General features: G+C 60.7%; 20 protein-coding genes. 12 read left to right on the forward strand and 8 right to left on the reverse strand.

What is annotated here, in order from left to right; translation table 11 throughout:
* Window positions 1–70: 70 nt before the first annotated feature.
* From PH551_RS06840 to PH551_RS06895, 12 genes are all read left to right on the forward strand, one after another.
* Window positions 71–1,174: an NAD-dependent epimerase/dehydratase family protein gene (locus PH551_RS06840; protein ID WP_285192378.1), complete on the forward strand. Its 1,104-nt coding sequence runs from the start codon at window positions 71–73 to the stop codon at window positions 1,172–1,174.
* Window positions 1,171–3,213: an NAD-dependent epimerase/dehydratase family protein gene (locus PH551_RS06845; protein ID WP_285192379.1), complete on the forward strand. Its 2,043-nt coding sequence runs from the start codon at window positions 1,171–1,173 to the stop codon at window positions 3,211–3,213. The genes PH551_RS06840 and PH551_RS06845 overlap by 4 nt, the downstream gene beginning before the upstream one ends.
* Window positions 3,210–4,322 (forward strand): glycosyltransferase family 4 protein, encoded by a 1,113-nt coding sequence (locus PH551_RS06850; protein WP_285192380.1) that lies wholly within the window; start codon window positions 3,210–3,212, stop codon window positions 4,320–4,322. The genes PH551_RS06845 and PH551_RS06850 overlap by 4 nt, the downstream gene beginning before the upstream one ends.
* Before the next feature lie 2 nt (window positions 4,323–4,324).
* Complete coding sequence (locus PH551_RS06855; protein WP_285192381.1) at window positions 4,325–5,455, forward strand: CgeB family protein; 1,131 nt, start codon at window positions 4,325–4,327, stop codon at window positions 5,453–5,455.
* Window positions 5,452–6,540, forward strand: a complete 1,089-nt coding sequence (locus PH551_RS06860) for a CgeB family protein (protein WP_085781471.1) — start codon at window positions 5,452–5,454, stop codon at window positions 6,538–6,540. Before PH551_RS06855 ends, PH551_RS06860 begins: the two co-directional genes overlap by 4 nt.
* A complete protein-coding gene (locus tag PH551_RS06865; RefSeq protein ID WP_285192382.1) occupies window positions 6,537–7,637 on the forward strand; it encodes a CgeB family protein in 1,101 nt (366 codons plus the stop codon). The genes PH551_RS06860 and PH551_RS06865 overlap by 4 nt, the downstream gene beginning before the upstream one ends.
* Window positions 7,638–7,649: 12 nt before the next feature.
* The gene (locus PH551_RS06870) at window positions 7,650–8,696 is read left to right on the forward strand and encodes a UDP-glucuronic acid decarboxylase family protein (protein WP_285192383.1); all 1,047 of its coding nucleotides are present in this window, start codon (window positions 7,650–7,652) and stop codon (window positions 8,694–8,696) included.
* A 20-nt stretch (window positions 8,697–8,716) separates the two neighbouring features.
* On the forward strand, window positions 8,717–9,451 hold the full coding sequence (locus PH551_RS06875) for a TIGR04290 family methyltransferase (protein ID WP_285192384.1): 735 nt from the start codon (window positions 8,717–8,719) through the stop codon (window positions 9,449–9,451).
* 121 nt (window positions 9,452–9,572) lie between these two features.
* Window positions 9,573–10,487, forward strand: a complete 915-nt coding sequence (locus PH551_RS06880) for a cytochrome c (RefSeq protein WP_285192385.1) — start codon at window positions 9,573–9,575, stop codon at window positions 10,485–10,487.
* Window positions 10,488–10,637: 150 nt separating this feature from the next.
* Window positions 10,638–11,810: a helix-turn-helix domain-containing protein gene (locus tag PH551_RS06885; protein WP_285192386.1), complete on the forward strand. Its 1,173-nt coding sequence runs from the start codon at window positions 10,638–10,640 to the stop codon at window positions 11,808–11,810.
* A 244-nt stretch (window positions 11,811–12,054) separates the two neighbouring features.
* Entirely contained in the window at window positions 12,055–13,077 is a 1,023-nt protein-coding gene (locus tag PH551_RS06890) for a chemotaxis protein CheB (RefSeq protein ID WP_285192387.1), read from the forward strand.
* 64 nt (window positions 13,078–13,141) lie between these two features.
* Window positions 13,142–17,113 carry a CheR family methyltransferase gene (locus tag PH551_RS06895; protein ID WP_285192388.1) on the forward strand — a complete coding sequence of 1,324 codons (3,972 nt, stop codon included), beginning with the start codon at window positions 13,142–13,144 and terminating at the stop codon, window positions 17,111–17,113.
* A gap of 132 nt (window positions 17,114–17,245) precedes the next feature.
* Here PH551_RS06895 and PH551_RS06900 read toward each other — a convergent pair whose 3' ends face one another.
* The 8 genes from PH551_RS06900 to PH551_RS06935 form a co-directional block, all read right to left on the reverse strand.
* The gene (locus PH551_RS06900; protein WP_285192389.1) at window positions 17,246–17,509 is read right to left on the reverse strand and encodes a hypothetical protein; all 264 of its coding nucleotides are present in this window, start codon (window positions 17,507–17,509) and stop codon (window positions 17,246–17,248) included.
* Window positions 17,510–17,720: 211 nt separating this feature from the next.
* A complete protein-coding gene (locus PH551_RS06905) occupies window positions 17,721–18,143 on the reverse strand; it encodes a c-type cytochrome (RefSeq protein WP_285192390.1) in 423 nt (140 codons plus the stop codon).
* Complete coding sequence (locus PH551_RS06910; RefSeq protein ID WP_285192391.1) at window positions 18,118–19,014, reverse strand: cytochrome c oxidase assembly protein; 897 nt, start codon at window positions 19,012–19,014, stop codon at window positions 18,118–18,120. Before PH551_RS06910 ends, PH551_RS06905 begins: the two co-directional genes overlap by 26 nt.
* Complete coding sequence (locus tag PH551_RS06915; protein WP_285192392.1) at window positions 19,011–19,613, reverse strand: cytochrome c oxidase subunit 3; 603 nt, start codon at window positions 19,611–19,613, stop codon at window positions 19,011–19,013. Before PH551_RS06915 ends, PH551_RS06910 begins: the two co-directional genes overlap by 4 nt.
* Window positions 19,610–21,523 (reverse strand): cytochrome c oxidase subunit I, encoded by a 1,914-nt coding sequence (gene ctaD / locus PH551_RS06920; protein ID WP_285192393.1) that lies wholly within the window; start codon window positions 21,521–21,523, stop codon window positions 19,610–19,612. Before ctaD ends, PH551_RS06915 begins: the two co-directional genes overlap by 4 nt.
* Window positions 21,520–22,503, reverse strand: a complete 984-nt coding sequence (gene coxB / locus PH551_RS06925; protein ID WP_285192394.1) for a cytochrome c oxidase subunit II — start codon at window positions 22,501–22,503, stop codon at window positions 21,520–21,522. The genes ctaD and coxB overlap by 4 nt, the downstream gene beginning before the upstream one ends.
* Window positions 22,500–23,042 carry a c-type cytochrome gene (locus PH551_RS06930; protein WP_285192462.1) on the reverse strand — a complete coding sequence of 181 codons (543 nt, stop codon included), beginning with the start codon at window positions 23,040–23,042 and terminating at the stop codon, window positions 22,500–22,502. The genes coxB and PH551_RS06930 overlap by 4 nt, the downstream gene beginning before the upstream one ends.
* Before the next feature lie 215 nt (window positions 23,043–23,257).
* Window positions 23,258–25,660: an FdhF/YdeP family oxidoreductase gene (locus PH551_RS06935; protein WP_285192395.1), complete on the reverse strand. Its 2,403-nt coding sequence runs from the start codon at window positions 25,658–25,660 to the stop codon at window positions 23,258–23,260.
* Window positions 25,661–25,788: the final 128 nt, after the last annotated feature.

Consider the following 25,788-nt stretch of genomic DNA (forward strand, 5'->3'; position numbering starts at 1 on the left):
GAACTTTTCCATCCGCGTTCGGTTCGGCGCCTATCTCCGAAGCAAATTATTCAACCGGACGGATCTCATAATGACGATTTTGATAACTGGCGGGTGCGGCTTCATTGGTCGCCACGTTGCTGAAGAACTTCTGAACAACGGCTATGAGGTGCGCATCCTCGATGCGCTGATCGACCAGGTGCATGGCGATGCCGAAGTCAGCGTGCCTGATGGAGCCGAGATTATTCAAGGCGACGTCAGAGACAAGGACGCCGTGCGGGCGGCGCTTGCCGGTGTGAACGGCGTCATCCATCTCGCTGCCGAAGTAGGCGTCGGACAGTCGATGTACGAAATTGCCCGCTATGTCGGCTGCAACGACCTCGGCACGGCGGTGCTCCTCGAAGCCATGATCGGCTTTCCCGTCAAGACGATCGTCGTCGCCTCATCGATGAGTGTCTATGGAGAGGGGCTCTATCGGACTGCGGATGGAAAGCGGCTCGGCTATGTCAGGCGACGCATGCAGCATGTCAAGCAGGGCAAGTGGGATCCGCTTGATCGGGACAACCAGCCGCTGACTCCGGTCGCCACCGATGAGGAGAAACCGGTCGATCTTGCGTCCATTTACGCTTTGACGAAATACGCCCAGGAGAGGCAGGTTCTGATTTTCGGTGAAGCCTACGGCCTGGATGCCGTCGCGCTGCGTCTCTTCAACGTTTTCGGCGCGGGCCAGGCGCTTTCCAATCCTTATACGGGCGTACTCGCCAATTTCGGTTCGCGCCTCGCCAACGGCCAGCCGCCGATGATCTTCGAGGACGGCAGGCAGCGACGCGATTTCGTCCATGTCCGCGATGTGGCGACAGCCTTCCGCCTGGCTCTGGAAAAACCCGCGGCAGCCGGTCACGTGATCAATATCGGCAGCGGCCAGGCCTATTCGATCGCCGATGTCGCGACGCTTCTCGCCGATGCCATGGGCGTGCCCGAGATCGGCCCTGACATCATGAACAAGGCGCGTTCGGGTGACATCCGCAATTGCTTCGCCGACATTTCCAAGGCGCGCGAACTCCTCGGCTTCGAACCGAAATATCGTCTCGAAAATGCGCTCGCGCCCTTCGCCGAATGGGTGCGGCAGACGGGGGCTGTCGATCGTGGCGCCGAAATGAAGCGGCAACTGGAAGAGCGGGGGCTGGTTTCATGAACAAGGCCGGTTCTCGAGCAGCCGATCAGCAGGAGACGAGACAATTCGGTTTTGTCGAATGGTTCCGGCCCGGAGAATATGAGCGGACCGAGATCGTGCTGCCGGATATGCTGAGATGCGGAGCCAGCTATCTCCGTACGCATCTTTCCTGGGCCGAATATCTGGCCCCCGGCGGCAAGGAATGGTTCGATTGGCTGATCCCGCGTATCGGCAGTGAAATCGATCTCCTGCCCTGCATACACTACACGCCGCCTTCTCTGTCCCGGACGGGCAGGTCTTCGGGTCCGCCGGTCGATCTCAAGTCCTATGCTGACTTCGTTGATCATGTCCTGACGCGCTATGGCCGCTATATCAGCCATGTCGAGCTCTGGAACGAACCGAACAACCTGCTTGATTGGGACTGGCGCCACGACAGCGACTTCCTGCTTTTCTGCGAAATGGTCGGAGGCGCCGCCTTCTGGGCGAAGCAGAGGGGCTATAAGCCGGTGCTTGGCGGCCCGTGCCCCTTCGATCCCCATTGGCTCAATCTGATGGGCACGCGCGGCGTACTTAGCGTCGTCGATGCAGTCGGTTTCCACGGTTTCCCTGGAACCTGGGACAGCGAGGAGGCAAGCTGGGGCGGCTGGGACATGCATCTCGGAGAGATGCGTGGGATTATCGATCGTTATAATGCCGATGCAGAAATATGGATCACCGAAACCGGCTACTCCACCTGGCGCAATGACGAGATCGAACAGGCGCGGCGCTTCATCAACGCGCTGAAATTACCGGCCGATCGCATGTACTGGTATTCATGGCGCGACGTGCCGCCGGATGTTCCGGTTCAGGAAGGCCTGTGGTTCGATCCCAGGCATTATCATCTGGGCGCTGTCAGCCACGACAATAAACCGAAGCTGCTTGCACGCCTTCTTATGGAGGGAGGCGTCAAGAGGCTGGAGGAGGTCGCCGCCCTTGCCGCTCCCAACATCGCCTCTGGCGCCGCGCCGATCATCGTCACCGGCGGCAGCGGGTTTGTCGGCTGCAATCTCGCCGATAGCCTGCTGAGCGACGGCGAGGACGTCATCATTCTCGACAATCTGGCGCGATCTGGAGTCGATCAGAATCTCTCCTGGCTGAAAGATCGGCATGGCGGGCGGGTGCATCCGGTCCTCGCCGACGTTCGCGATCTGCTAGGCATCGAAGCAGCCTTCAGGGATGCCAAGGCAGTGTTCCACTATGCTGCGCAAACGGCGGTGACCACCAGCCTCGTCGACCCGCTGCAAGATTTCGAAACGAATGCGCGCGGCACGCTGAATGTGCTGGAATCGGTGCGCAGGGCAGGCAAACGGGCGCCGGTCATCTTCGCCAGCACCAACAAGGTCTATGGCGCTCTCGACGATCTCGGCATGATCGAACTCGACGATCGTTATCTTCCCGAAAACGAGACCGTCAGGAGGCAAGGGATCGGCGAGGACCGGCCGCTCGATTTCTGCACGCCTTACGGATGTTCGAAGGGTGTGGCCGATCAGTATATTCTCGACTACGCAAAGTCCTACGGCATCCCTGCCGCCGTCCTGCGGATGAGCTGCATCTACGGACCGCGTCAGTTCGGCACCGAGGACCAGGGCTGGGTGGCGCATTTCCTGATCCGTGCGCTCGGCGGCGAGCCCATTTCCATCTACGGCGACGGCAAGCAGGTGCGGGACATTCTGCATGTCGATGATGCCGTCGCTGCCTATCGGGCGCTGTTTTCCAATATCGAGCGGGTCAGCGGCAAAGCCTTCAACCTCGGCGGAGGGCCGCGTAACGCCGTCAGCGTGCTCGCGGTGCTGCGCGAGATCGAAGTGCTTGCGGGCCATCCTGTCGAAACCAGCTTTGGCCCATGGCGCGCCGGCGATCAACTCTATTTCGTGGCCGACACGACGAGACTTGAACAGGAAACCGGCTGGCGAGCCGGAATCGGATGGCGTCATGGTTTGCGGCACCTCGCCGAATGGCTGACGGCCCATCGTTTCGGTGGCCGGCAGATCCGCAGAGAAAAGCGGAAGGCATCGGCATGAGCGAACATGAACGAAGCAAGCGGCACCGCCGCGTGCTGATGACGGTTGATGCCATCGGCGGCGTCTGGCGTTACGCGATGGATTTGGCCGCAGCCCTGAAATCGAACAACATCGAGGTTGTTTTTGCGGGGCTGGGGCCTTTCCCGACAGACGACAAGGTTGCGGAGGCTAGCCGGGCCGGCAAGCTCGTCTGGCTGGATGCGCCGCTCGACTGGACGGTCGAGAATGAAGAGGCAGTTGCCGAAGTTCCGAGGCTGATCGCCGATCTCGCGCGCCGGGAACAGGCCGATCTTCTGCATCTCAATCTGCCGTCGCAGGCGGCGGGCCTGGAAACCAACCTGCCGATTGTCGTGGTTTGCCATTCCTGTGTCGTCACTTGGTTTGCCGTCGTCCGCGGACGTGAAGTGCCAAAGGACTGGCAATGGCAGTACCGGCTGAACCAGGAGGGCTTTGCATGTGCTGACGCGGTGATCGCGCCAAGCCGCAGCCATGCGAGAGCGATGGAAGCGGCCTATGGAACGATCGGAAATCTTCAGGTCGTTCATAACGGCAGCGGCCGTGAGGCTTCCGACGAGCCCAAGCAGGAGTTTGTTCTTGCCGCCGGGCGCTGGTGGGACGACGGCAAAAACGGCGACGTGCTGGATAAGGCTGCAGCTATGACGCGATGGCCGGTGGCGGCAGCCGGCGCGGCTACCGGTCCCAGTGGCGAGACCATGAGATTTCGCCATGCCGATCACCGCGGAGAGCTTTCGCATGAGCGGATGAGCGCCTTGATGCGACAGGCGGCCGTCGTTGCCTCGCCGTCGCTCTACGAGCCTTTCGGTCTAGCCGCTCTCGAAGCGGCGCGGGCGGGCGCGGCCTTGGTGCTTTCTGACATTCCTACCTATCGCGAGATATGGGACGGAGCCGCTCTTTTTGCCGATCCGCATCGCCCCGATGTCTTCGCCGAAGCTTTCAATAGGCTTGCCCAAGATCCGCAGTTGCGGGCTGCGTTCGGACGAAAAGCGCGTGCCCGGTCCGCCGGCTTCAGCGTCAAGGCTCAGGCAGAGGCGATGTGCTCGATCTATTTCGGCATGTGCGCCCGCGGTTTTTCAACAGCAGCGGAGTGATCATGAAGCTTGTCTTTTACACCCATTCACTGGTCTCCGACTGGAATCACGGCAACGCCCATTTTCTTCGCGGCGTCATGCGCGATCTCCAGCGGCGCGGCCATGAAACGCTGGCGCTGGAGCCGCAGGATGCCTGGAGCCGGGCCAATCTGGAGAGCGACCAGGGGGCGGCTGCGGTCGAGGCATTTCACCGGGCATTTCCGCAGCACCGTTCGCAGATCTACGGCAAGGGATTCGATCACGAGGCAGCGCTTGCCGATGCCGACGTCGTCATCGTCCACGAGTGGACAGAACCGCAATTGGTCGAGAGGCTCGGCCGCATCAGGCGCGATGGCGCAACCTTCACGCTGCTTTTCCACGATACGCATCATCGCGCCGTCTCCGCCGAAGGCGATATCGCAGGACTGGCGCTTGACGACTATGATGGCGTGCTGGCCTTCGGACAGACGCTGCGCCAACGGTATCTCGGAGCCGGCTGGGGAAAGTCGGTATTTACCTGGCACGAGGCGGCCGACGACGCCCTGTTTCGGCCGCTGCCGGAGATCGAGAAAACCGGAGACCTCATCTGGATCGGCAACTGGGGCGACGATGAACGGTCGGCCGAAATCGGCGAATTCCTGATCCGTCCCGCCAGAGATCTCGGATTGAACACGGTCGTTCGCGGCGTGCGCTATCCCGGCCATGCATTGGACGAGCTGCGCAAGGCCGGCATCGCCTATGGCGGCTGGATAGCCAATGCCGACGTTCCCGCGGCCTTCGCCCGCCATAGGGTCACCGTACACATTCCGCGCCGACCCTATGTCGAACATCTGCCGGGCATTCCAACCATCCGTGTCTTCGAGGCGCTCGCCTGCGGAATACCCCTGCTTTCGGCGCCCTGGAACGACGCCGAACATCTGTTCGAACCCGGCAGGGACTATTTGGTCGTCGGTGATGGCGAGGAGATGAAGAAAAGCCTGCGCGATATCCTCTCCGATACCGATCTGGCTACAAGCCTTGCCGCTGCCGGCCTCGAAACGATCAAGGCCCGTCACACCTGCCGCCACCGCGTCGACGAGCTTTTCGCCATCCTGGCGCGCTGCGGCACGCATAGGGTCACCGCAAACCTGCAATCCAGGGAGGCCGCCGAATGAAGATCGCCTTTTATGGTTCGAGCCTCGTCTCCGCCTATTGGAACGGCGCCGCCACCTATTATCGCGGCCTGCTGCGGGCGCTGGCGGAGAAGGGTTATGACATCACCTTCTATGAGCCCGATGTCTATGATCGGCAGAAGAACCGCGACATGGATCCGCCGGACTGGTGCAGGGTCGTCGTCTACGAAGGGACGATTGACGCTCTCAAGGCCGTCGCAATCGAGGCGGCCGAGGCTGATATCGTCGTCAAGGCAAGCGGCGTCGGTTTCGAGGACGACCGATTGCTGGAAGAGGTGCTGCGCAACGCCCGGCCCCAAGCGTTGAAGATCTTCTGGGACGTGGACGCGCCGGCGACGCTTGCCGAACTCAGGGCCAACCCAGATCATCCGTTGCGCCGTGCGCTCGCCGGGCTTGATCTCGTGCTGACCTATGGCGGCGGCGATCCTGTCGTGAGCGCATACCGTTCCGTCGGAGCGGCCGAATGCGTGCCGATCTACAATGCGCTGGACCCGCAAACGCATCATCCGGTGCCGCAGGACTACCGCTTCGCGGCCGACCTAGGGTTCCTTGGCAACCGCCTGCCGGATCGCGAGGCGAGGGTCGAGCATTTCTTCCTGGAACCGGCGTCTCGTCTGCCGAACCGGACATTCCTGCTTGGCGGATCCGGCTGGCAGGACAAGCCGATCCCTTCAAACGTCCGCTATATCGGCCATGTCCCGACGCGCGATCACAATGCTTTCAACGTGACGCCGATGGCGCTCCTCAACATATCGCGCGCCAGTATGGCGGAGAATGGTTTTTCCCCTGCGACGCGCGTCTTCGAGGCGGCTGGCGCAGGGGCTTGCCTTATTACCGATTACTGGGAAGGCATCGATGTCTTTCTGAAGTCCGGCGAGGAGGTCCTGGTCGCCCGCGACGGACAGGACGTGGCTGCCCTGCTCAGCGGCTTGTCCCGGCAAGCCGCACGGGAAATCGGAGAAAGGGCGCGTCGGCGCGTTCTGGCCGAACATACCTATGTCAATCGCGCCGAAACGGCGGACGAGATTTTTCGCGCCCGTCTTGGCGCGCGGGAGGCAGCTGAATGACGAGACCGCTCGACATCGTCTTCCTCGGCCTCTCTCTTTCCTCTTCCTGGGGAAATGGCCATGCCACGACCTATCGCGCCTTGATCAAAGGCCTTAGGCAGGGTGGCCATAGGGTCCTGTTCCTGGAGCGGGACGTGCCTTGGTATGCCAGCCATCGGGACCTGCCTTCGCCTGATTTCTGCGAGCTCGCCTACTATTCCGGTATCGGCGCAATGGTCGAGCGTCACGGCGAAAGGCTCGGCAAGGCCGATGCCGTCATCGTCGGATCCTACGTTCCCGATGGTGTGCCGCTCATCGACAGGCTCGAGGCGCTGGAGCTGAAACGGCTCTGCTTCTATGACATTGACACGCCGGTCACCCTCGCCAAGCTCGATCGCGGCGATGAGGAGTATCTGGCGCTGCGCCAGATTCCTTTATTTGACACCTACTTCTCCTTCTCCGGGGGAAGGGTGTTGACGCGGCTCGAACAGAGATATGGCGCGCGCAGGGCCATCGCGCTCTATTGTTCGGTCGACCAAGACCGCTATGCCGATACCGGCGAGCCCACTTGCTGGGATCTCGGCTATCTCGGAACCTATAGCCCCGACCGCCAAACCACACTGGAGCGGCTTCTGCTGGAGCCGGCGCGCCGCCTGCCGTCGATGCGCTTCGTTGTCGCCGGGCCGCAATATCCCGCCGAGATCGAATGGCCGGCCAATGTCGAGCGCATCGAGCATCTGCCGCCTGCCGATCACGCAAGCTTTTACAGCCGGCAGCGGTTCACGCTGAACGTGACCCGCGGCGACATGATCGCTGCCGGCTGGTCTCCCAGCGTGCGGCTGTTCGAGGCTGCCGCCTGCGGGGCGCCCATTATCAGCGACTTCTGGCAGGGCCTCGATGAGCTGCTGCCGGACGGCGAGGCCTTGTTCATTGCGCGCGCGCCGGAGGATGTCGTGGCGCTGCTGACGGAGCTTCCCGACACCGACCGTCTGGCCGTCGCCGCCGCAGCGAGAAAGCTGGTGATGAGCAGTCATACCGGTGCCGCACGTGCCGGTGAGCTCGTCCGGGCTCTTTCCGACCTGCCCACCAATCCAGCTTTCGACCGTATCTCAGCGTGAAGGAGAGTATCGATGCTTCAGGTCAATCGTCGCGGAAAAGGCAAGACTGTTCTGGTGGCAGGAGGCGCCGGCTTTGTCGGCTCGCATCTCTGCGATGCTCTGCTCGGCCGTGGCGACACCGTCATTTGCGTCGACAGCTATATTACCGGCTCGCGGGACAATGTCAGGCCGTTGATGAACCATCCGGGCTTCCGGCTCATCGAACAGGATATCTGCAAATTCATTGAAATCGACGAACCGCTCGACCAGATCTACAATCTGGCCTGCGCCGCGTCCCCGCCGCAATATCAGGCGGATCCCGTACACACGATGATGACGTGCGTCGCCGGTACGGGCAATCTGCTGGCGCTTGCCGAGCGGCATCGGGCCGCCTTTCTTCAGGCCTCCACGAGCGAGGTCTATGGCGATCCCGCCGAGCATCCGCAAAAGGAAGACTATCGCGGTAATGTCAGCTGCACAGGACCGCGCGCCTGCTATGACGAGGGAAAGCGCGCCGCCGAAGCTCTTTGCTTCGACATGCTGCGTGGCGGCCGCGTCGACGTGCGGGTCGCCCGCATCTTCAACACCTATGGGCCGCGAATGCAGGCCAATGACGGCCGGATCGTCTCCAACCTGATCGTGCAGGCCCTCTCGGGGAAACCGCTGACCATCTACGGAAGCGGCATGCAGACCCGGTCCTTCTGCTACGTCAGCGATCTTGTCGGCGGCCTCATGGCGCTGATGGATGTGCGGCCGAACCCTGGCGTGCCCGTCAACCTCGGCAATCCCGGGGAGTTCACCATCAACGAGCTCGCGCAGATGATCCGTTCAATGGTGCCGGTACGAACGGCTGTTGCCTACAGACCTTTGCCGAAGGATGATCCTCAACGCCGCCGGCCCGATATTTCCCGCGCGACAGAACTTCTCGATTGGCAGCCGACGGTGCCCCTTGCCGAGGGGCTGAGATATACGATCGACTGGTTTTCCGCCAATTTGGATGATGGTCCCCGGAAACGCGTCGCGGCGGCTCGTCGTCATCGGGGCGCGGTGGCCCCGCAGGCTGCTCCCATGGACAACTAAGCGAGAAGCGGATTCAAGCGATGACGAACCTGGCTTTGAAGCAGCGTATCAACGAACTCGGCCCATGGTTTCAGAATATGCGGCTCGGGGAGTTCGAAACCGCACCGGATCACTTTCTCGGTGACTATCCGGCATTCAAGTGGGAAGGCTTCAAACATGTCGTGCCCAAGGACCTGGAAGGGCGCAGCGTTCTCGATATCGGCTGCAATGCAGGCTTTTATGCGCTCGAAATGAAGCGCCGCAACGCCGGTCGGGTGTTGGGCATCGACAGCGATCCACGTTATCTCGAGCAGGCCCGTTTCGCCGCCGACCATTTCGGCCTTGATGTCGAGTTCAGGCAGATGTCGGTTTATGAGGTGTCGAAACTCGAGGAGAGGTTCGATCTGGTGCTCTTCATGGGCGTGCTTTACCATCTGCGCCATCCATTGCTGGCACTGGATCTGCTCCACGAACATGTGGTTGCAGACCTCATGCTGTTCCAATGCCTGCAGCGCGGCGAAGAGCGCATTGCCACGCTGGAAGAGGATTACGACTTTTCGGAATGGAAGGTTTTTAACCGGCCGGATTTTCCGAAGCTGTTCTTTGTCGAACAGCGCTATGCTGCCGATCCCACCAATTGGTTCATTCCCAACAAGGCGGCGGTCGAAGCGATGCTACGCAGCTCGGGTTTTGTCATAGAGGCCAATCCCGAGCGAGAAGTTTATCTCTGCCGCCTGGGGCGGCGGCCATATATGGTCGAGCCACCGCCCGGTTGAAGTATTCATGCAGAGCGATTGAGCTTTCCATGGAAACGCGAAACCGCTCTGAGTTGTCGTTCGCAACTCCGGACGGAAAACTGTTTCATGGTTTTCCCGGGATTGCTCTAGCGGGTCCAGGATGGTGAAAGGTGCCCGATTGTTTTCGACCGCTGTCGCCGCGGTCCTCCTTGTCTGCCTCGCAACCTGGCTGCTGACGAGGCCGCATCCACGCTTCGCTGCCGGCGATCCCACGCTGACGCCGGGGGATGTCGAGCGCGGCAGAGTGGTCTTTGCTGCAGGCGGCTGCTCCTCCTGTCATGCTTCCCCTGGTCAGCCGGACCGCTTAAGGCTCGGAGGAGATCTTGCGCTGGCCTCGCCCTATGGGACCTTCAGAGTTCCCAATATCTCGCCCGACCCGGTTGCCGGTATCGGATTGTGGTCGGTTGCCGACCTTGCCAATGCGCTGATTTCAGGGGTCTCTCCCTCAGGGCAGCATTATTACCCGGTATTCCCCTATCCCAGCTACACCGGGATGACTCTCGGCGACGTAAGAGATCTCTACGCCTTTCTGCACACGCTGTCGCCCGTGCCGGAGCGCCCGCAGCCACACGATATTTCCCCCTTGTTTCGCATTCGGCGGTTTGTCGGCTTCTGGAAACTCCTGTTCTTCCGCGAAGGCAGATCGGAAGCAACGCCGAGCGGCGATCCCGTGCATGATCGCGGTGCCTATCTCGTGGAGACTCTCGGTCATTGCGCCGAGTGCCACTCGTCTCGCAACATCTTCGGCGCCGTGAAGCCCAAGACGCGGTTCGCCGGCGGAGTGAGTTCCGAAGGTGTCGGCTTCAACCCTAACATCACGCCGACAGGTATCGGCTCGTGGTCGCAGCAGGATGTCGCCGAAATGCTTCACAGCGGCCGAACGCCGGATCATGGCTATGTCGGTTGGTCCATGGCGGATGTGGTCGAGAATATAGCGGAGCTCCCGGAGGCCGACCGCATTGCTATCGCCCGATATCTTAAGTCGCTGCCGGCGCGACCGACGCCGCAGCCTTGATGCGTATCGCCGATCGCGTGATACTGAAGAAGGCGAGGACGTGGGGCGATTAAGCTATTATTGATGCAACGTCATCAGGTTGGGCGACGGAACGGAGCGATGGCCGCAACGTTTTGAGGTGAACAGGTAAGATGTGGGAGGCAGGTCGTCATGAATACGGCTTTTGACGAACTCGCTCAAAAAGCTGTCTTGGTCGTCGAGGACGATTACGCTCTCGCCAGCGAACTCGCATCGAAGCTGATCGCAAGCGGGATCAGGGTAGTTGGTCCCGCGCCGAGCGTCCAACGAGCGTTGCAATATATTGAAGATTCCCAAATTGAAGTGGCCATTTTGGACATCAATCTCGGTGGAACGATGGTGTTCCCTGTCGCCGATGCGCTGGCAAAGCGCAATATCCCGTTCTTCTTCGCAACCGGCTACAGCCGTGATGTCGTGCCTCCCCGCTTTGCGGATCGGATTTTCGTGGAAAAACCGCTGGACACGAGCGCGATTTACACTGCCCTTTCCGAGTGCGGAGGTTCGACGGCGAAGTCATCAGGCGGTCAGAAGAATCTCGTTCTTTCCGCTCTTTCTCCGCGAGAAAATGATCTTATCCGGCCGCTTCTCAAGCAGGTTCAGCTGATTCAAGGCGAGGTTCTTGAAAAGCAGTTTGGAGAGATCACGACGGTTTCCTTCATTGAAAGCGGGACGGTCTCGCTGGTCGCCTCGTCCCTGGATGGCTCGCACGTAGAGGTTGGCCTTATCGGCCGTGAAGGGGTAACCGGCACGGGGCTGTTGGAGGGCGATTGGCGCACTCCCTACAATCTTGTGGTGCTGACCGAAGGAACCGCGCAGCGCACCGACATCGACAGCTTCCTTCGTCTCACGCAGAGGGCACCGCAGTTGCGATCGCTTTCATCAACATTTTCAAGGACGCTCGCTATTCAAATGGGTTATACGGCCCTGGCCAACAGCCGATATTCCATCGAACAGAGACTGGCCCGATTGCTGCTCATGCTCGATGACCGATCCGACAGCCAGGCGCTGCTTCTCACCCACGAACATATGTCTTCCATGCTCGGCGTCCGGCGCTCCGGAGTTACCGGCGCGCTTCCCATCCTCGAGGGCGAAAAGCTCATCAGGTCGGTACGAGGTAAGGTAATCGTCGTCGATCGCGAGGGCCTCATTCTCAAGGCCAATGGCTCTTACGGCATTCCGGAGGCGGAATACGAGCGGTTGATGGGGTTTTCGTTGAGGGACACCGAGAATGTCAGAAGGGCTCATAACCAATCACGTCCTCACTTCTTCAGCCCCCAAATTCAGGGGAGAGATAGCCGCTCATAAATTTCCATGGCGAAAATTGCTGAACTTCGTCACAGACGCCCCGTCGACATGGTTTGAAACGGTTTGATTGATCGCCTCGCGGTGGAGCTGTTTTGCAGGGTGGTGACGCGCACCTGGCTCGCCTGCATCTCCTTGCCGCCAGCCATCGCTCCGAGCCGGTACCGGCCGACTGATGCCGTTTGCGCTCGCGGGCAAGGGAACAATATGGAGCATCGGCTGTTGGGATGACATGAAAGGCGAGATGATGTCTTCCAGCACCACCAAGGATATTATTGCCATCGGCGGGTCGGCGGGGAGCAGAGCTGTCCTCAAGACCCTCTTTGCCGATTTGCCCTCCGACCTTCCGGCAAGCATTTTCGTCAGCACCCACATTCCTGCGAATTCTCCCAGCCTACTGTCTGAGATTCTTGCCGATAGTTCCAACCTGCCCGTGAGGCAGGCGGTCGACGGGCAGCCAATCGAGCGCGGCCACATCTACGTCGCTGCACCCGACCGCCACCTTCTTCTCATGGGGGAAACGATCAAGTTCGGAGCCGGCCCTCGCGAGAACATGGTCCGTCCGTCGATCGACCCGATGTTTCGATCTGCTGCCCTGTCGTTCGGTCCACGAGCAGTGGGGCTCGTCCTGACCGGGATGCTCAATGACGGAGCGGCGGGGCTGCATGCGATCAAGTCCCATGGCGGGACGACGGTGGTGCAACATCCGCTTGACGCGGAGGCGGATCAAATGCCCTTGGCCGCGCTGGAAGCAGTGGAGGTCGATCACGTGGCCTCTGCAGCCGACCTCGGCGGGCTTCTTGCCAAAATCGCCGGAAGCGAGGCCGGACCGGTTCCTGACGTGCCATCCGACGATCTGCGGCTGGAGGTCGAAATTGCGGCTGGCGACCGGCTTGGCAGTGCCGAACTTCGCAAGTTCGCCTCTCCCAGCGCCCTGACCTGCCCCGATTGCCATGGGGTGCTTTCCGAGGTTCGCGGTTCGCGGCCGTTGCGATTTCGGTGCCAGATCGGCCACGCCTATACCGCCGACGTCCTTGCTTCGCATATAGACGAGCTTGATGAGGCAATCAGACTCGCCATGCGTATCATGGAGGAGCGGCTGACGCTCGTGGAACGGATGGCGCGCGACGCCCGCGCCACCGGCCGCAATGCCGTCGCCGAACTCTACGAGGCAAGGGCGGTGGAATATCGGCAATATTCCGCGACCCTGCGAGACGCCGCTCTAAGCTCGTTGCGCCACGGTCGCGCGTCGCGGTTCCAGGACATCTGATAAAGTTGTATCTTTCTACCGTGCGGACGGTTTAGAATCGCCGCGGCAGAGGCATGGATAGACGATGGCGTACGACGAACGGGAAGACATGGAGCAACAGGCAGGCGCGGCTGAGCGGGATGAGCACGAACAGCCTATCGTGATCGTCGGCATAGCCGTATGCGCTCGCTCGCTCCGTTCGCTCGAGCAGATATTCTCCGACCTCGGCGCCGACCTCGGCGCATCCTATCTCGTGGCGGTGCGCCAGCAGGAGGGGCTCACTGCAGCTGCCGTCCTTGAAATGCTGGCACAGCAGCAACGACTTGCGGTGACGGTCGCGGTGGATGGAGAGCGCATCCTTCCGAACCATATCTACGTCGGCGGCTCCGACGATATGATGACCGTCGAGGATGGCCATATCCGCATTCGGCCTGCCTCGGAACCCGTTGGCCATCGTGGCACCGTCGACACGATGTTGATCTCGCTGGCGGAACATGCCCATGAGCGCGCGATCGCTGTGGTTCTGGCGGGTCTCGACAATGATGGCATCGCCGGTGTGGCGGCAACCAAGAAGTTTGGCGGTCTGTCGATCACGGAGATGGACGATGGCGACTATCAATCTGCTGAGGAGGGAGGTGCGCTGGCGATCGCGGACTTGCGACTGCCGGCGAAGGGCATCGCAGCCCACATCGCGCTTTATACCGGAAATGTCGTCGAGGAGGAAGACGCGGGCCTGGATGAGGAGGCCCCGAGCGCCATCGAGGCACAGATCACGCAGATTGCCACGGTTCTTCGTAATGTCACCAGCCATGACTTCCACGGATACAAGCGCGGCACCTTCACGCGGCGTGTTCAGCGGCGTATGCAGGTGCTGCAAATCGGCGATATCGATGCCTATATCGAGCGGCTGCGCGCCAGCCGCGACGAAGTTCAAAACCTCTTTCAGGACCTGCTGATCGGCGTTACCCAGTTTTTCAGAGATCCCGCCGAGTTCGAAGCGCTGGAGCGCGAAATTCCGAGGCTGTTCGAGGGCAAGGAACCTGGTGATCAGCTGCGCGTCTGGGTGCTAGGCTGCGCCACCGGCGAAGAAGCCTATTCGATCGCGATGCTGCTGCGCGAGCATATGGCGACCATGGATTACCCTCCTGATGTGCAGATCTTCGCGACGGATCTCGATGCCCGCGCGCTCGGGATTGCGCGTGCCGGGCGTTATTCCGCAGCGATAACCTCCCAGCTCCAGCCGGACCGGCTTGCCCGATGGTTCGTGCGTGAAGGCGACACCTATTGCGTCGTCAAGGAATTGCGGGAAATGTGCATCTTCTCGCCGCACAACATCGTCAAGGATGCGCCATTCTCTCGAATCGACATCCTCTCCTGCAGGAACCTGCTGATCTATCTAGACAGCGAGCTGCAGAACCGGGTCATCCCGATCTTTCACTTCGCCCTCAGGCCGAGTGGTATCCTGTTTCTGGGTTCTTCGGAAAACGTTACCCGCCACGCCAAGCTCTTCGCGCCCGTCGACCGAAAGAACCGGCTGTTTCGAAGGCTGGAGACGGCGACCCGCATCATTCCGGACTTCCCGCTCAGTCCACGTCCTCGCAGCCCCGACCATGCGCTTTCGGCGCCGGCGCCGATGCTGCAGACTGGCCGGCTGTCGGCGACGATCAGCCGCCAGGCAGAGGTCGTCGCCGAGCGCTTCGCTCCGGCCTATGTCGTCGTCGATTCACACTATGACGTGCTGCACTTCTCGGGACGCACGGGCCGCTACCTCGAACCCGCTTCGGGGACTGCGACGCTTAATCTCCTGAGCCTTGCACATCGTGATCTCAGGCTCGACATGCGGTCCGCTTTGCAACGTGCCACCACGGAGGCGGTCAAGGTCGAAGTTCCGAGGGTGCTGCTGCGCCAGGACGACCGCACCTACGCAGTCAATATCATTGTCGAGCCCCTAGGTACCGGCGATGTCACTTCGCTGATCGTGCTTTTTCAGGATGCCGGGCAGGTGGCCGAGGGGACGGCACCTGATGGCGGAAGGCTGACGAGCGAAGAGCATGTCCAGCGGCTGGAGACCGATCTGCGCGTCACCCGTGACCGGCTGCAGGCAACGATCGAGGAGCTCGAATCGACAAATGAGGAGCTCAAATCTTCCAACGAAGAATATCAGTCGATCAATGAAGAGCTGCAGTCGGCCAACGAGGAGATGGAAACCTCTAAGGAAGAATTGCAGTCGGTCAACGAGGAACTACAGACCGTCAATGGCGAACTCGCCCATCGCGTCACCGAACTCGACCGCACCAATTCTGACTTGAAGAACCTTCTCGAGGCAACGCAGATCGCTACCGTCTTCCTCGACAATGATCTGCGCGTCAGGAGCTTCACGCCGGCGGCGACGGAAATATTCCATCTGCTCGAAACCGATGTCGGGCGGCCGCTGGATCACGTCGTTTCGCGCGTCGCATATCCGGAGCTCCTGGACGATGTTCGTCTCGTTCTGAGGACGCTGGTGCCTGTAGATCGAAAGGTTAGCGACCCGACGAACAACCGCCACTACGCCGCGCGCGTCCTGCCTTATCGCAGTGTCGACAACTATATCAGCGGGGCTGTCGTGACCTTCACCGATCTGACCGCAACTTACGAGGCGGAGGTTGCGCTTCGCCGCAGCGAAGAGCGCCTGCAGCGCGTGTTGGAGACGGATGCAGTTGGAGTGGTATTCATCAATCAGGACGGCGTTATCTGCGATGCCAACGAGGTGTTCCTGAAGATGACAGGTTATACGCGCTCGCAAATGGAGCGCTCCGAGCTGCACTGGCGGCGGCTCACGCCGGCGGAGCACCTCGCGGAGAGCGAAGCGCAAATGGCGGCGGTGAAAGAGACCGGCAAGCTCGGCCCTTATGAAAAAGAATATGTCCTCGCAGACGGGACGCGTCGCTGGATGCTGTTTGCCGGGCGCGATCTTGGCGATGGCACGATTGCCGAGTTCTGCATCGACATCTCGGCGCGCAAACAAGCGCAGGCCGCTTTGCGGCAGGGGGAGGAGCAATTCCGTCTGTTTGGCGAAGCCTCTTCCGACGTGCTGTGGATCCGGGACGCCGAGACGCTGCAATGGGTCTACCTGACGCCGGCGTTCGAGACGATCTATGGGGTCGACCGGGAGCAGGCCATGACCGGCAACAACTTCCGCAGCTGGGCCGAACTCATCATTCCCGAAGACCGCGAACTGGCGCTCTCCGAAATCCGCCGGGTGCGAAACGGCGAACGCGTGGAGTTCGAATACCGCATCAGGCGTGCTTCGGACCATGAGATCCGCTGGCTGCGCAATGCTGACTTTCCGATTTTAGGAGAGGAGGGCAATGTCAAGCAGATTGGTGGTATCGGCCGCGATATCACCGATGAAAAAGCCTCTGCCGACCGGATGAAAGTGCTGGTCGCCGAACTTCAGCACCGCACGCGCAATCTCATGGCGGTAGTGCGGTCGATGGCGGACAAGACCATGCGCACCAGCGCCGATCTGCCTGACTTTTATAAGAGGTTTTGCGACCGCCTGGATGTACTGGCGCGTGTGCAGGGTCTTCTTTCGCGCCTGCAGGAGGGGGAGCGCATCACGTTCGATCAGCTTATCCTATCGGAACTGGCGGCGCACGGCGTGCAGGACGGCCAGATGGACCGGATTACCCTCGAAGGTGCGGACGGCGTCAGGCTACGCTCGACCAGCGTACAGACAATGGCATTGGCAATGCATGAATTGGCGACCAATGCGGTCAAATACGGAGCGCTGAGCCAACCTCGGGCACGTCTGGCCATCAACTGGCATGTCGAGCAATCCGGCGACGGTGGCAAGCCATGGCTGCATGTCGACTGGCGGGAGAGTGGGGTGAAGATGCCGCCCGAAAATTCCGGACCCCAAGGGGGCGGCCAGGGCCGTGAACTGATCGAGCGCGCGCTGCCCTATCAGCTTGATGCGAAAACCTCCTACACACTTGGAGAGGACGGGATCAGTTGCTCGATCGCAATTCCCATTTCCGTCAGCAATCTGGTCGAAGAGGATGCGAACGGCTGAAAGATAAGACGTCGATGCTTGGCGTGCGATGTAGGACAGATTGTGGCTGACGGCCGTGCGTCCTGCCGCAGCTGTTTTTGGTGTCAGTGGGCGCTGTTGCTAGACTAAAACAGGGCGGGAAACTCTCGCCCGTCACAGGGCCGAACTATCTTCGGATCCGCCGGCCTGATGCTTCTCGTCACATTCCAGCAGCTCTGCCTCAAGCCTCTCAAGGTGCGCCACATGCATGATCTGCGACTCCTCGAAATTGGTCAAAAGCCGTATCGCTTCCGTCACGTCGGCGCCGCGTTCGGTCAGTTCAGCGACGATCTCGCGCTGGCGAGCAACATGCCCTCGTCCAACGGCGACATGTTCCAGCGCCTGCTCCAAATGCTTCTTCACAATCATGCGATCCATGCGGATCTCCTTCTAAAGCGCGTCGAGCAAATTGATTCCTGCAACGCGCTTTAGTTTCTTGTCTTGATGCATATCACGATCCTGGAGCTGCAGACTTCCGGACGACATGCACCTAAGGGTGATCATGCGCTTATTATCAACGTTTTGATACTGGCGCGCCGTGATCGTCCGAGTAATTGTTGAAGGCGAGTTGATCGGAAACACCAATTTCTTAGCGAGCATAGAGATAGGCTGCGAGATCGCGGGCTTCCTGTTCGGATATTCCGGTGGTGGGCATCGCCGTCTTTGGCGAATGGGCCTGTGGCGCGACGATCCAGGCGATGAGGTTGTCGGTGGAATTGTTGAGCACGCCGGCAATGTAGACCCGCTCGCGCAGACCGGAGAGATCGCCGCCGACCTTGCCGTCGGCGCCCTCGATGCCTGGAATGGTGTGACATCCGGCGCAGCCATATCGGCGAAAAATCGCCGGCGCCCGCGCCGGATCGCCTTTTGTCATGGCGACGGCAACAGCTTGCCTTTCGGATCGCTGCCGGTAGATGTCGGTCAAGGTCAATGCCGCCGTCAGGCTCACCAAGCAGGCGGCGATCAGCAAAGCGGGGCGAAGGGAATTATGGGGCGACGATAGGCGTTCCATCTGCGCCTCCCTTTCCGGAATCCCTGATCCATAATGCCGTCAGCGCCAGCGCAACAGCGGCGTAGACGATGCCGGCAGGAATCCACATTACCAGGCCTGCCATCTGCTGATCTTCGAGCGGCGACAGCCCCCAAGCCCCAGACGATCGTGTCTGCACGACGTAGAGCACGTTCGGCGACAGGGCGATAAGGGCCCCAAGAATGCTCATATGGAGCATCGTCACGAACAGATGCCAGGCCGCAAGCCCCCTGTCCGTCTTCCAGATAACAGGCCACCAGAACAGGACGGCACTGAGGAAAAAGGAAAGATGCTGCAGACGGTGGAGCGGCGTGCTTTCGATCGCGGCGTCGAACAGAAGAGGTGCATGCCATGTCCAGATTGCCACTCCGTGCAGCAGCGTCGCGATAGTGCCGTTGCTGAGCAACGTCCAGGTCCCGCGGACCACGCTCGAGGCGAGCACCTGTCCCACCCGGCGTCTGACGATCCTGGGCAGCCCCCAGAGCAGCACCGCCGACGGGCGTGCCAATACGATGAGCGGCGCGGCAACCGCCATGACCAGTTCATGTTCGATCATATGGACGGTGAAAAGCTGTTCTCCCAGCCAATGCAGGGGAGAGATCAGTGCGCCAGCAAGCACCAGCCAGCCGGCCCAATAGGCCAAAAGCCGGTGCGCGAAGACGCGGCGGCCCGTGGATGATCGCGACATCAAGCGAAGGCTTCCGCTTGCATAGAGGGCAGCGCAGACTGCGAGCGGCGCGATTATCCAGGGATCGGCCGTCCATGGGAGGGAATTCGAATGGGCATGGCCTTCATGTGCCAAGCCCGGTGTCGCCATCAGAAGAAGAAAGATGATCGTCGTTGCTGTTCTCATAGCCGCGGCACCCAATAGATGCATCCGTAGAGAGGAAGCCAGGCGAGGACGACAAAGTTCCAGTAGAGCGCGTTGTCTTCGACATCGCCGTAGCGCCGCGCCTTGTCGCCATGCTTCGAAAACATCAGACAGGCGAGAACGACGGTATCGACGAGGTCGGTGATGATGTGGGTCGCGTGCAGGCCGAGCATCGTCCAGACGATCGATCCATAGGCATCGTCGTCCCAGCCTACGTGAAGGGCAGGAAATTCGTAGGCGCGGGGTATGAGGGGTGCTGCACCGAGAAGCGCCATGACGATCAGTCCCGCGCGCACCTTGGGGAGATCCCTGTGCTTTGCCCACCGCGCAATGAGCATATTCGGCACGATGCTGACGAGAAGCAGCAGGGTCAGAATCGTGCCGGGAAGAAGATCCGGGGCAGGGGCTTCGATCGGCCAACGCGGCGCCAGGCTCATGAGATAGAAGTAGACGACGATCGCCAAGGCGAATCCCATGCCTTCGATCAGCATGAAGGCACTGGTGCCCCAGAACGTCAGGCTCGCGCTGCCTAGGCCGTGCAGGGGAAGCTTCGACAGATCGGTGACCACACGCTCCTTCATGACTCGTCCTCCGGCGTTTGCTTGGGCCAGAACCATCCCGTCAGAGTGATTGCCACCGGCACGGCTCCCCAGACGACGGCCCACGGACTGAAGATCGAGCCGATCAGCATAATGCTCGTGGCGATAGCGGCCAGAAACGGCCAGATCGAATCGGCTGGCGAGGACTCCCGCGCTTCCGGCTTGCCCGCTGCGACGCTACTCACGATCAGTTCGCGCCGATCGAGCCGAAGTCCAGTCGCCACCGGCAACGTCTCGCCGGATGTCCAGAGCGGTTCGGCCGATTCCACGACGGGGATGTGGCGGAAGTTGTAAGGGGCAGGGGGCGAGGATGTGGCCCATTCCAACGTCGAGGCGTTCCAGGGGTTCGGTTCCGCGGGCGGCCCGAATTTGAAGCTGCGGATGGCGTCAACGAAGAAGACCAGGAAGCCGACGGCCAGGATGATAGTGCTGAGGCTGACAAAGAGGTTCAAGCCTGCCCAGGGCAACTCCGGCGGATAGGTATAGACACGCCGCGGCATACCCTCAAGGCCGAGGATGTGCATAGGGAAGAACGTCAGGTGAAAGCCGATGAAGATCAGGCCGAAAGCCCATCGGCCGAGCCTTTCACTCATCATCCGGCCGGTCATCTTCGGGAACCAGTAGTAGATCGAGCCGATCAGAGGGAAGACCGAGCCGCCGATCAGCACGTAATGGAAATGCGCGACGACGAAATAGGTATCGTGAACCTGAGTGTCGAGCGGCACGGACGCAACCATCACGCCAGTCATTCCGCCGATCACAAAGGTGATGAGGAAGCCGATGATGAAAAGCAGCGGTGTCTTAAAGACTGGACGGCCATCCCACAGCGTTGCCAGCCAGCAGAAGATCTGGGTTCCGGCGGGAATGGCGATCGCCATGCTTGAGGCGGTGAAGAAGCTGCTTCCCAGTCGGGGCAGACCGGCGACGAACATGTGATGCACCCAGAGGCCGAAGGCCAGGACTCCTGTCGCGATCATTGCCAGCACCAAAGGAAGGTAGCCGAAGACAGGACGCTGCGTGAAGGTGGAGATCATCGCGGACACCATGCCGACCGCCGGCAGGAAGATGATGTAGACCTCCGGATGGCCGAAGAACCAGAACAGGTGCTGCCAGAGAAGGACGTCGCCGCCTTCGGAGGGATTGTAGAACTGCGTGCCGACCAGCCGGTCAAGAATGAGCGACGAGGAGCTGAACATGATCGCCGGCATTGCCAGGATGACCAGAAAGGCCGTCACCAGCATCGACCAGACGAAGAGCGGGATGCGATTGAGCGACATGCCCGGCGCCCGCAGCTTGAAGACGGTCACGACGATCTCAACGGCGACCGCGAGGGCGGACACTTCGGTGAAAGTGATCATCTGCGCCCAGAGATCGACCCGCTTTCCCGCGCCATACTGCGGGCCTGCAAGTGGCACATAGGAAAACCAGCCGACATCGGGCGCGGTATCGAGGGCAAGCGAGATCCACAGCAGCAGCCCGCCAGCGAGGTAGATCCAGTAGGAGAAGGCATTCAGCCTGGGAAAGGCGATGTTGCGGGTTCCGACCATCAGAGGCACGAGATAGACCGCCATCGCCTCCATGACCGGCACCGCAAACAGGAACATCATGTTGCTCCCGTGCACGGTGAAGATCTGATTGTACCGGTCGGCGCTGATGAAGCGGGCCTCGGGGAAGGCGAGCTGGATGCGCATCACAAGCGCCAGCACGCCGCCGAGGATGAGAAAGACAAAGGCTGTCGCGATATAGCGCCGACCGATGATCTTGTGATCGACCGTGGAGAGCGCTGCCAACAATCCAGGCGGCGTCGACCATGTGCGCCTGAGGAAGGCCTCCGCCTCGGGACAGCCGGCAGCCAGATCGGCGGGGGAAGGGGTTCTGCCACCGCCAATCATCGCAGACCACTCATATAGGCGCTCACCTGTCGCAGCTCTTCGCCGGTGAGGGGAACCAACGGCATGTTGTTGCCCGGCTTCAGCGTTTGCGGGTCGGCAATCCATGCCGCAACCGATCCTCGCGTATTCTCCAGCAGCCCCGCCGCAATCATGCTGCGGCTGCCGACATGGGTGAGGTCAGGCCCTGAAGTGCCCGATGCCTCGGTGCCCCGGATGGTATGGCAGGCGGCGCAAGGCTTGCTCATGAAGACGAGCTTTCCCGTAGCGGCATCACCATCGGCCGGCGCGGCTGCCGTCTTTCTCTGCGACTCCAGCCACCTGGCGTAGTCCTCCGGCTCCTCGGCAATCACCAGCAGTGCCATGTGGCTGTGCTGCAGGCCGCAGAATTCGGCGCATTGGCCGCGATAGATGCCGGCCTTGCTGGCATGCAGCGTCAGCCCGTTCTCGCGGCCGGGGACCAGATCCTGCTTTCCCGTCAGGTTTGGCACCCAGAAGGAATGAATGACATCAGTTGCCTCCAGGCGCAGCCGGACATCGGCTCCCACCGGGATATGCAGTTCGTTGGCAGTCTGGAAGGTTCTGGCGGGATCCGCATCGAGATAGGTAAACTGCCACCACCACTGCTGCCCGCGGACGGCGATGGTCGGCGGATTGTCCCGGCCGCGGTCGACGCCATTGGTTGCGTAAAAGCTGGTGATGGTCAGGAAGCTTACGACCAGGAAGGTCATAACGATCGCGGAGGTAACGACCCTGGCCAAGGAACGCTCGGTCTGCGGTTCGCCGGGGGCCTGGTTTTTCCGCCGAACCAGCGCCCATGCCATGACGCCCATGACGAGCACGAAGATGACGCCGCAGACGGCGACGAACAGGAATAACAGGCTCTTGAGTTCCGAAGCGGCAGGTCCGTCCGCATTCAGCGCCGATTGCGTCCCGGCAGCGCAGCCAGACAGAAACAGGGTGCATGCCGGAGCGATCTTCAAGGCCGGACCCCTCGATCGGAGCGAACGCCCACCGGCCCTTCCTCGAAAAGAGTTGCGGCCGGCGCCCTGTTCTCTGCCGGTCTCGTATGCTTGTCGTCATTGCGGCTCGGCGCGGTGTAGAGGGCGGAATAGGCGCCGATTGTCCTGACATAGCCAGCAAGCTGCCAGATCTGGTCGCTGGTCATTTTGTTCGCGAAGGCAGGCATGCCGTGAGGCCGTCCGTCGCGTATGGATGCCACCACCGATACCATTTCCGAGCCATAAAACCACCAGCCGTCAAGAAACGAAGGGCCGGTCCCGCCTCGTCCGTCTCCATGGCAACTAGAGCAGCCGAACCAGGAATAAAGGCGCTTGCCCTGGCTCAGATCATAGGCGGTCGTCTCATAGGGCTTGCCAAGCGCGAAATAGACGTCGGGTGGTGTGCCGCCGATCCTGTCCGGCATCAGCCGGAACTGATCGAGAGACGATGTGACGGGCGGATCGGCACGGTATTGTCTTGGATGTCTTGCCCAGCCGAGCGCGGCTCCGATCACGAACATACCGAATAGCAACGTCGAGACGAACCAGGTGCCGCCCTTCTTGACGGTGCTATCGGCAAGCAAAGGGAACAGATTGGACGCGACGACGGGATGGGCGCGACGCAAGCGTGGACGGCTTGCCCAGGCGATGGCGGCCCATACGGCTGCCATCGCGAGAAGCGATACTGCGGCCGACCAGGGGACGTGCTTGCTTTCGCGCATTGCCGGGACCTGGATCAGGGCCGTGATGACAGGGCCGAGAGACTGAGCCGCACCGGCAACATCTTGTAAGACGGGGTCTTGGCTTTGGCGTCGTGGTGTGCCAGCGGGAAAAGCGGGTTCGCCTCAGGATAATAGGCCGCGCAGCACCCGGCCGGAATTAGGCGCCGAACAACCTTGAAGCCGGTGACGCGGCGCGTTGTGGCGACGTCGATGGCTGTCGTCAGATCGACGAAATCGCCTTCCTTGAAGCCCAGTCTGCCAATATCCTCTTCGTTCATGAAGACCACCTTCCGCGTTCCCTTCACGCCCCGGTAGCGATCGCCGTATGCGTAGATTGTCGTGTTGAATTGGTCGTTGGAGCGCAGCGTGGCGAGGTTGAGAACCTCGGTGGCGCCTGGACCGATGTCAAGTTCGGGGAAGAGGCGCGGCGGCGTGATGAAATTGGCTTTCTGGTTGGGCGTCGTCCATTTGCGCTCCCTGGCCGGCACCGGTCTCGGGATGCCACCCGGCTGAAACATGCGTTTGTTGAAGTCTTTAAACGTCTCGGGATAGGTCGCTTCGATTGCATCGCGGATCTTCGAATAATCGCCGACCCATTCATCCCAGGGAACGCGGCCTTTGGTCAGCGTTGCCTTGGCGATGCCGGCGATGATGGCGGGCTCCGACAGAAGCTCTTCGCTTGCAGGCTTCGCCCTTCCACGCGAGCCATGGAAATGCGCCACCGAACTTTCCATGGAAACGGCTTGCGGACCGCTCGCTTGTTCATCGACTTCGATACGGCCGAGACAGGGAAGGAGATAGGCGATTTCGCCATGGATGACGTGGCTGCGATTGAGTTTCGTCGCGATCTGTACGGTCAGGCGGAGTTTGCGCCACGCCTCCTCCATCGCCTCCGTTTCCGGGACGGCGCGCAGGAAATTGCCGCCGAGGCTGACGAAGGCTTTGGCTTCGCCCTCCAGGATCGCCTTGCAGGTGTCGACGGTTGAGCGTCCTTCCCATTGTGGCGGTTCGAACTGGTAGAGTTGCGCCAGTTTGTCGAGCGGCACGAGGTCCGGCTTTTCCGTTATCCCGACCGTGCGCTGGCCCTGCACGTTCGAGTGGCCGCGCACGGCGCAGATATTGGCGCCCGGCTTGCCGATATTGCCGCGCAGCAGCGCGAGATTGGCGACCATATGAACGTTCTGGACACCCATCACATGCTGCGTCAGACCCATGCCATAGACCATCAGCACCGCCTCCGAATGGGCATAGGTGCGGGCTGCCTGAATCATCTGCTCGCGGGTCAAGCCGGAAACATGTTCCAGTTCGGCCCAGTCATATCGGCGGGCAGCTTCGGCAAACTCCTCGAAACCCGATGTATGCGTGTTGATGAAATCGTGGTCGAGAACATGCTTTTTGTCGGCCGCCGCAATGGAAGCGGCGAACGCCACCGACGCGGCATTATCCGGTTTATGGGGCACGGCATCGGAGCCGGAAACCTTGCTCATCCCCATTTCCTTCATTGCATCGTCGGCTTCGATCAAGGCTTTGCAGACGCCGAAGAGGGCCGCGATGTCGCCTCCGTTCTTCACCTGATAATATTCCGACGAAATCGGCGTCGACCGGCCGGTCAGCATCTGGCTCGGCATTTGCGGGTTGATGAAACGTTCGAGGCCCGGTTCGCGCAATAGATTGAAGGTGACGATTTTCACGCCCCGGTCGACGGCATCCTGCAAGTCATGCAGCATTCGCGGGGAAGAGGTGGCGACGTTCTGCGCCATATAGAAAATGCAATCGCAGTTCTGGAAATCGGACAGGATTGCCGTGCCAACGGAGGCTCCGATGCTTTCCGGCAGACCGACCGAGGAGCTTTCGTGACACATGTTGGAAGAATCGGGCAGGTTGTTGCTGCCGAAGATGCGCGCAAAGAGCTGATACATGTAGGAAGTTTCGAGGGAGGCGCGTCCGGAGGTGTAGAAATCGACCTCACGCGGAGAAATTGCCCGCAGCTCCTCGCCGATTTCTGAGAACGCATCGCTCCAGTCCACCGGTTCATATTTGTCGGTCGAGCTGTTCCACCGCATCGGATGGGCCAGCCGACCTTGTTCTTCGAGATCGTGATCGCTCCATTGCTCCAGCTCATGCAATGTGTGGGCTGCGAAGAAGGCGCGGTCGGCGCGGCGTGAAGTGACCTCCCAGGCGGTCGCCTTTGCGCCGTTCTCGCAAAACTCCATGGCATGGGGTTTTGCAGGCTTGGCCCAGGCGCAACTGACGCACATGTAGCCATCTGGTTTGTTGTGATGGGAAAGCAGCGACGGCCCCGAGCGGGGGACATGTTCGCGAAGAAGAATCTCTCCAAGAGATCTTGCCGCCGCCCATCCGCCGGCCGCAGGCGTGCTCTCACCAATAGTTGGCGGATGTTTCGATCGCGCTGACATTGATACCTCCCGATATCGGCGTAGGGGATCCCGAATTTTTGCGACCCGAACTCTTCGAGAAACAAACTGTTCCAGATGACATGCCAAAACTGATGAGCGGGCGGTCGACAGTCGGTTAGGGGAGACGA

Source organism: Rhizobium atlanticum, assembly GCF_030182485.1.
GTDB lineage: Bacteria > Pseudomonadota > Alphaproteobacteria > Rhizobiales > Rhizobiaceae > Rhizobium.

Bases quoted from the DNA above. Each gene is read 5' to 3' on its own strand.
- PH551_RS06875 (WP_285192384.1), top strand. From the start codon at position 8,717: ATGACGAACCTGGCTTTGAAGCAGCGTATCAACGAACTCGGCCCATGG.
- PH551_RS06890 (WP_285192387.1), top strand. From the start codon at position 12,055: ATGTCTTCCAGCACCACCAAGGATATTATTGCCATCGGCGGGTCGGCG.
- PH551_RS06915 (WP_285192392.1), bottom strand. From the start codon at position 19,613: ATGAAGGAGCGTGTGGTCACCGATCTGTCGAAGCTTCCCCTGCACGGC.
- PH551_RS06900 (WP_285192389.1), bottom strand. From the start codon at position 17,509: ATGGATCGCATGATTGTGAAGAAGCATTTGGAGCAGGCGCTGGAACAT.
- PH551_RS06845 (WP_285192379.1), top strand. From the start codon at position 1,171: ATGAACAAGGCCGGTTCTCGAGCAGCCGATCAGCAGGAGACGAGACAA.
- PH551_RS06905 (WP_285192390.1), bottom strand. From the start codon at position 18,143: ATGGAACGCCTATCGTCGCCCCATAATTCCCTTCGCCCCGCTTTGCTG.
- PH551_RS06930 (WP_285192462.1), bottom strand. From the start codon at position 23,042: ATGTTCGTGATCGGAGCCGCGCTCGGCTGGGCAAGACATCCAAGACAA.
- PH551_RS06840 (WP_285192378.1), top strand. From the start codon at position 71: ATGACGATTTTGATAACTGGCGGGTGCGGCTTCATTGGTCGCCACGTT.
- PH551_RS06865 (WP_285192382.1), top strand. From the start codon at position 6,537: ATGACGAGACCGCTCGACATCGTCTTCCTCGGCCTCTCTCTTTCCTCT.
- PH551_RS06935 (WP_285192395.1), bottom strand. From the start codon at position 25,660: ATGTCAGCGCGATCGAAACATCCGCCAACTATTGGTGAGAGCACGCCT.
- PH551_RS06850 (WP_285192380.1), top strand. From the start codon at position 3,210: ATGAGCGAACATGAACGAAGCAAGCGGCACCGCCGCGTGCTGATGACG.
- PH551_RS06855 (WP_285192381.1), top strand. From the start codon at position 4,325: ATGAAGCTTGTCTTTTACACCCATTCACTGGTCTCCGACTGGAATCAC.
- PH551_RS06860 (WP_085781471.1), top strand. From the start codon at position 5,452: ATGAAGATCGCCTTTTATGGTTCGAGCCTCGTCTCCGCCTATTGGAAC.
- PH551_RS06910 (WP_285192391.1), bottom strand. From the start codon at position 19,014: ATGAGAACAGCAACGACGATCATCTTTCTTCTTCTGATGGCGACACCG.
- ctaD (WP_285192393.1), bottom strand. From the start codon at position 21,523: ATGATTGGCGGTGGCAGAACCCCTTCCCCCGCCGATCTGGCTGCCGGC.
- PH551_RS06895 (WP_285192388.1), top strand. From the start codon at position 13,142: ATGGCGTACGACGAACGGGAAGACATGGAGCAACAGGCAGGCGCGGCT.
- PH551_RS06885 (WP_285192386.1), top strand. From the start codon at position 10,638: ATGAATACGGCTTTTGACGAACTCGCTCAAAAAGCTGTCTTGGTCGTC.
- PH551_RS06870 (WP_285192383.1), top strand. From the start codon at position 7,650: ATGCTTCAGGTCAATCGTCGCGGAAAAGGCAAGACTGTTCTGGTGGCA.
- PH551_RS06880 (WP_285192385.1), top strand. From the start codon at position 9,573: ATGGTGAAAGGTGCCCGATTGTTTTCGACCGCTGTCGCCGCGGTCCTC.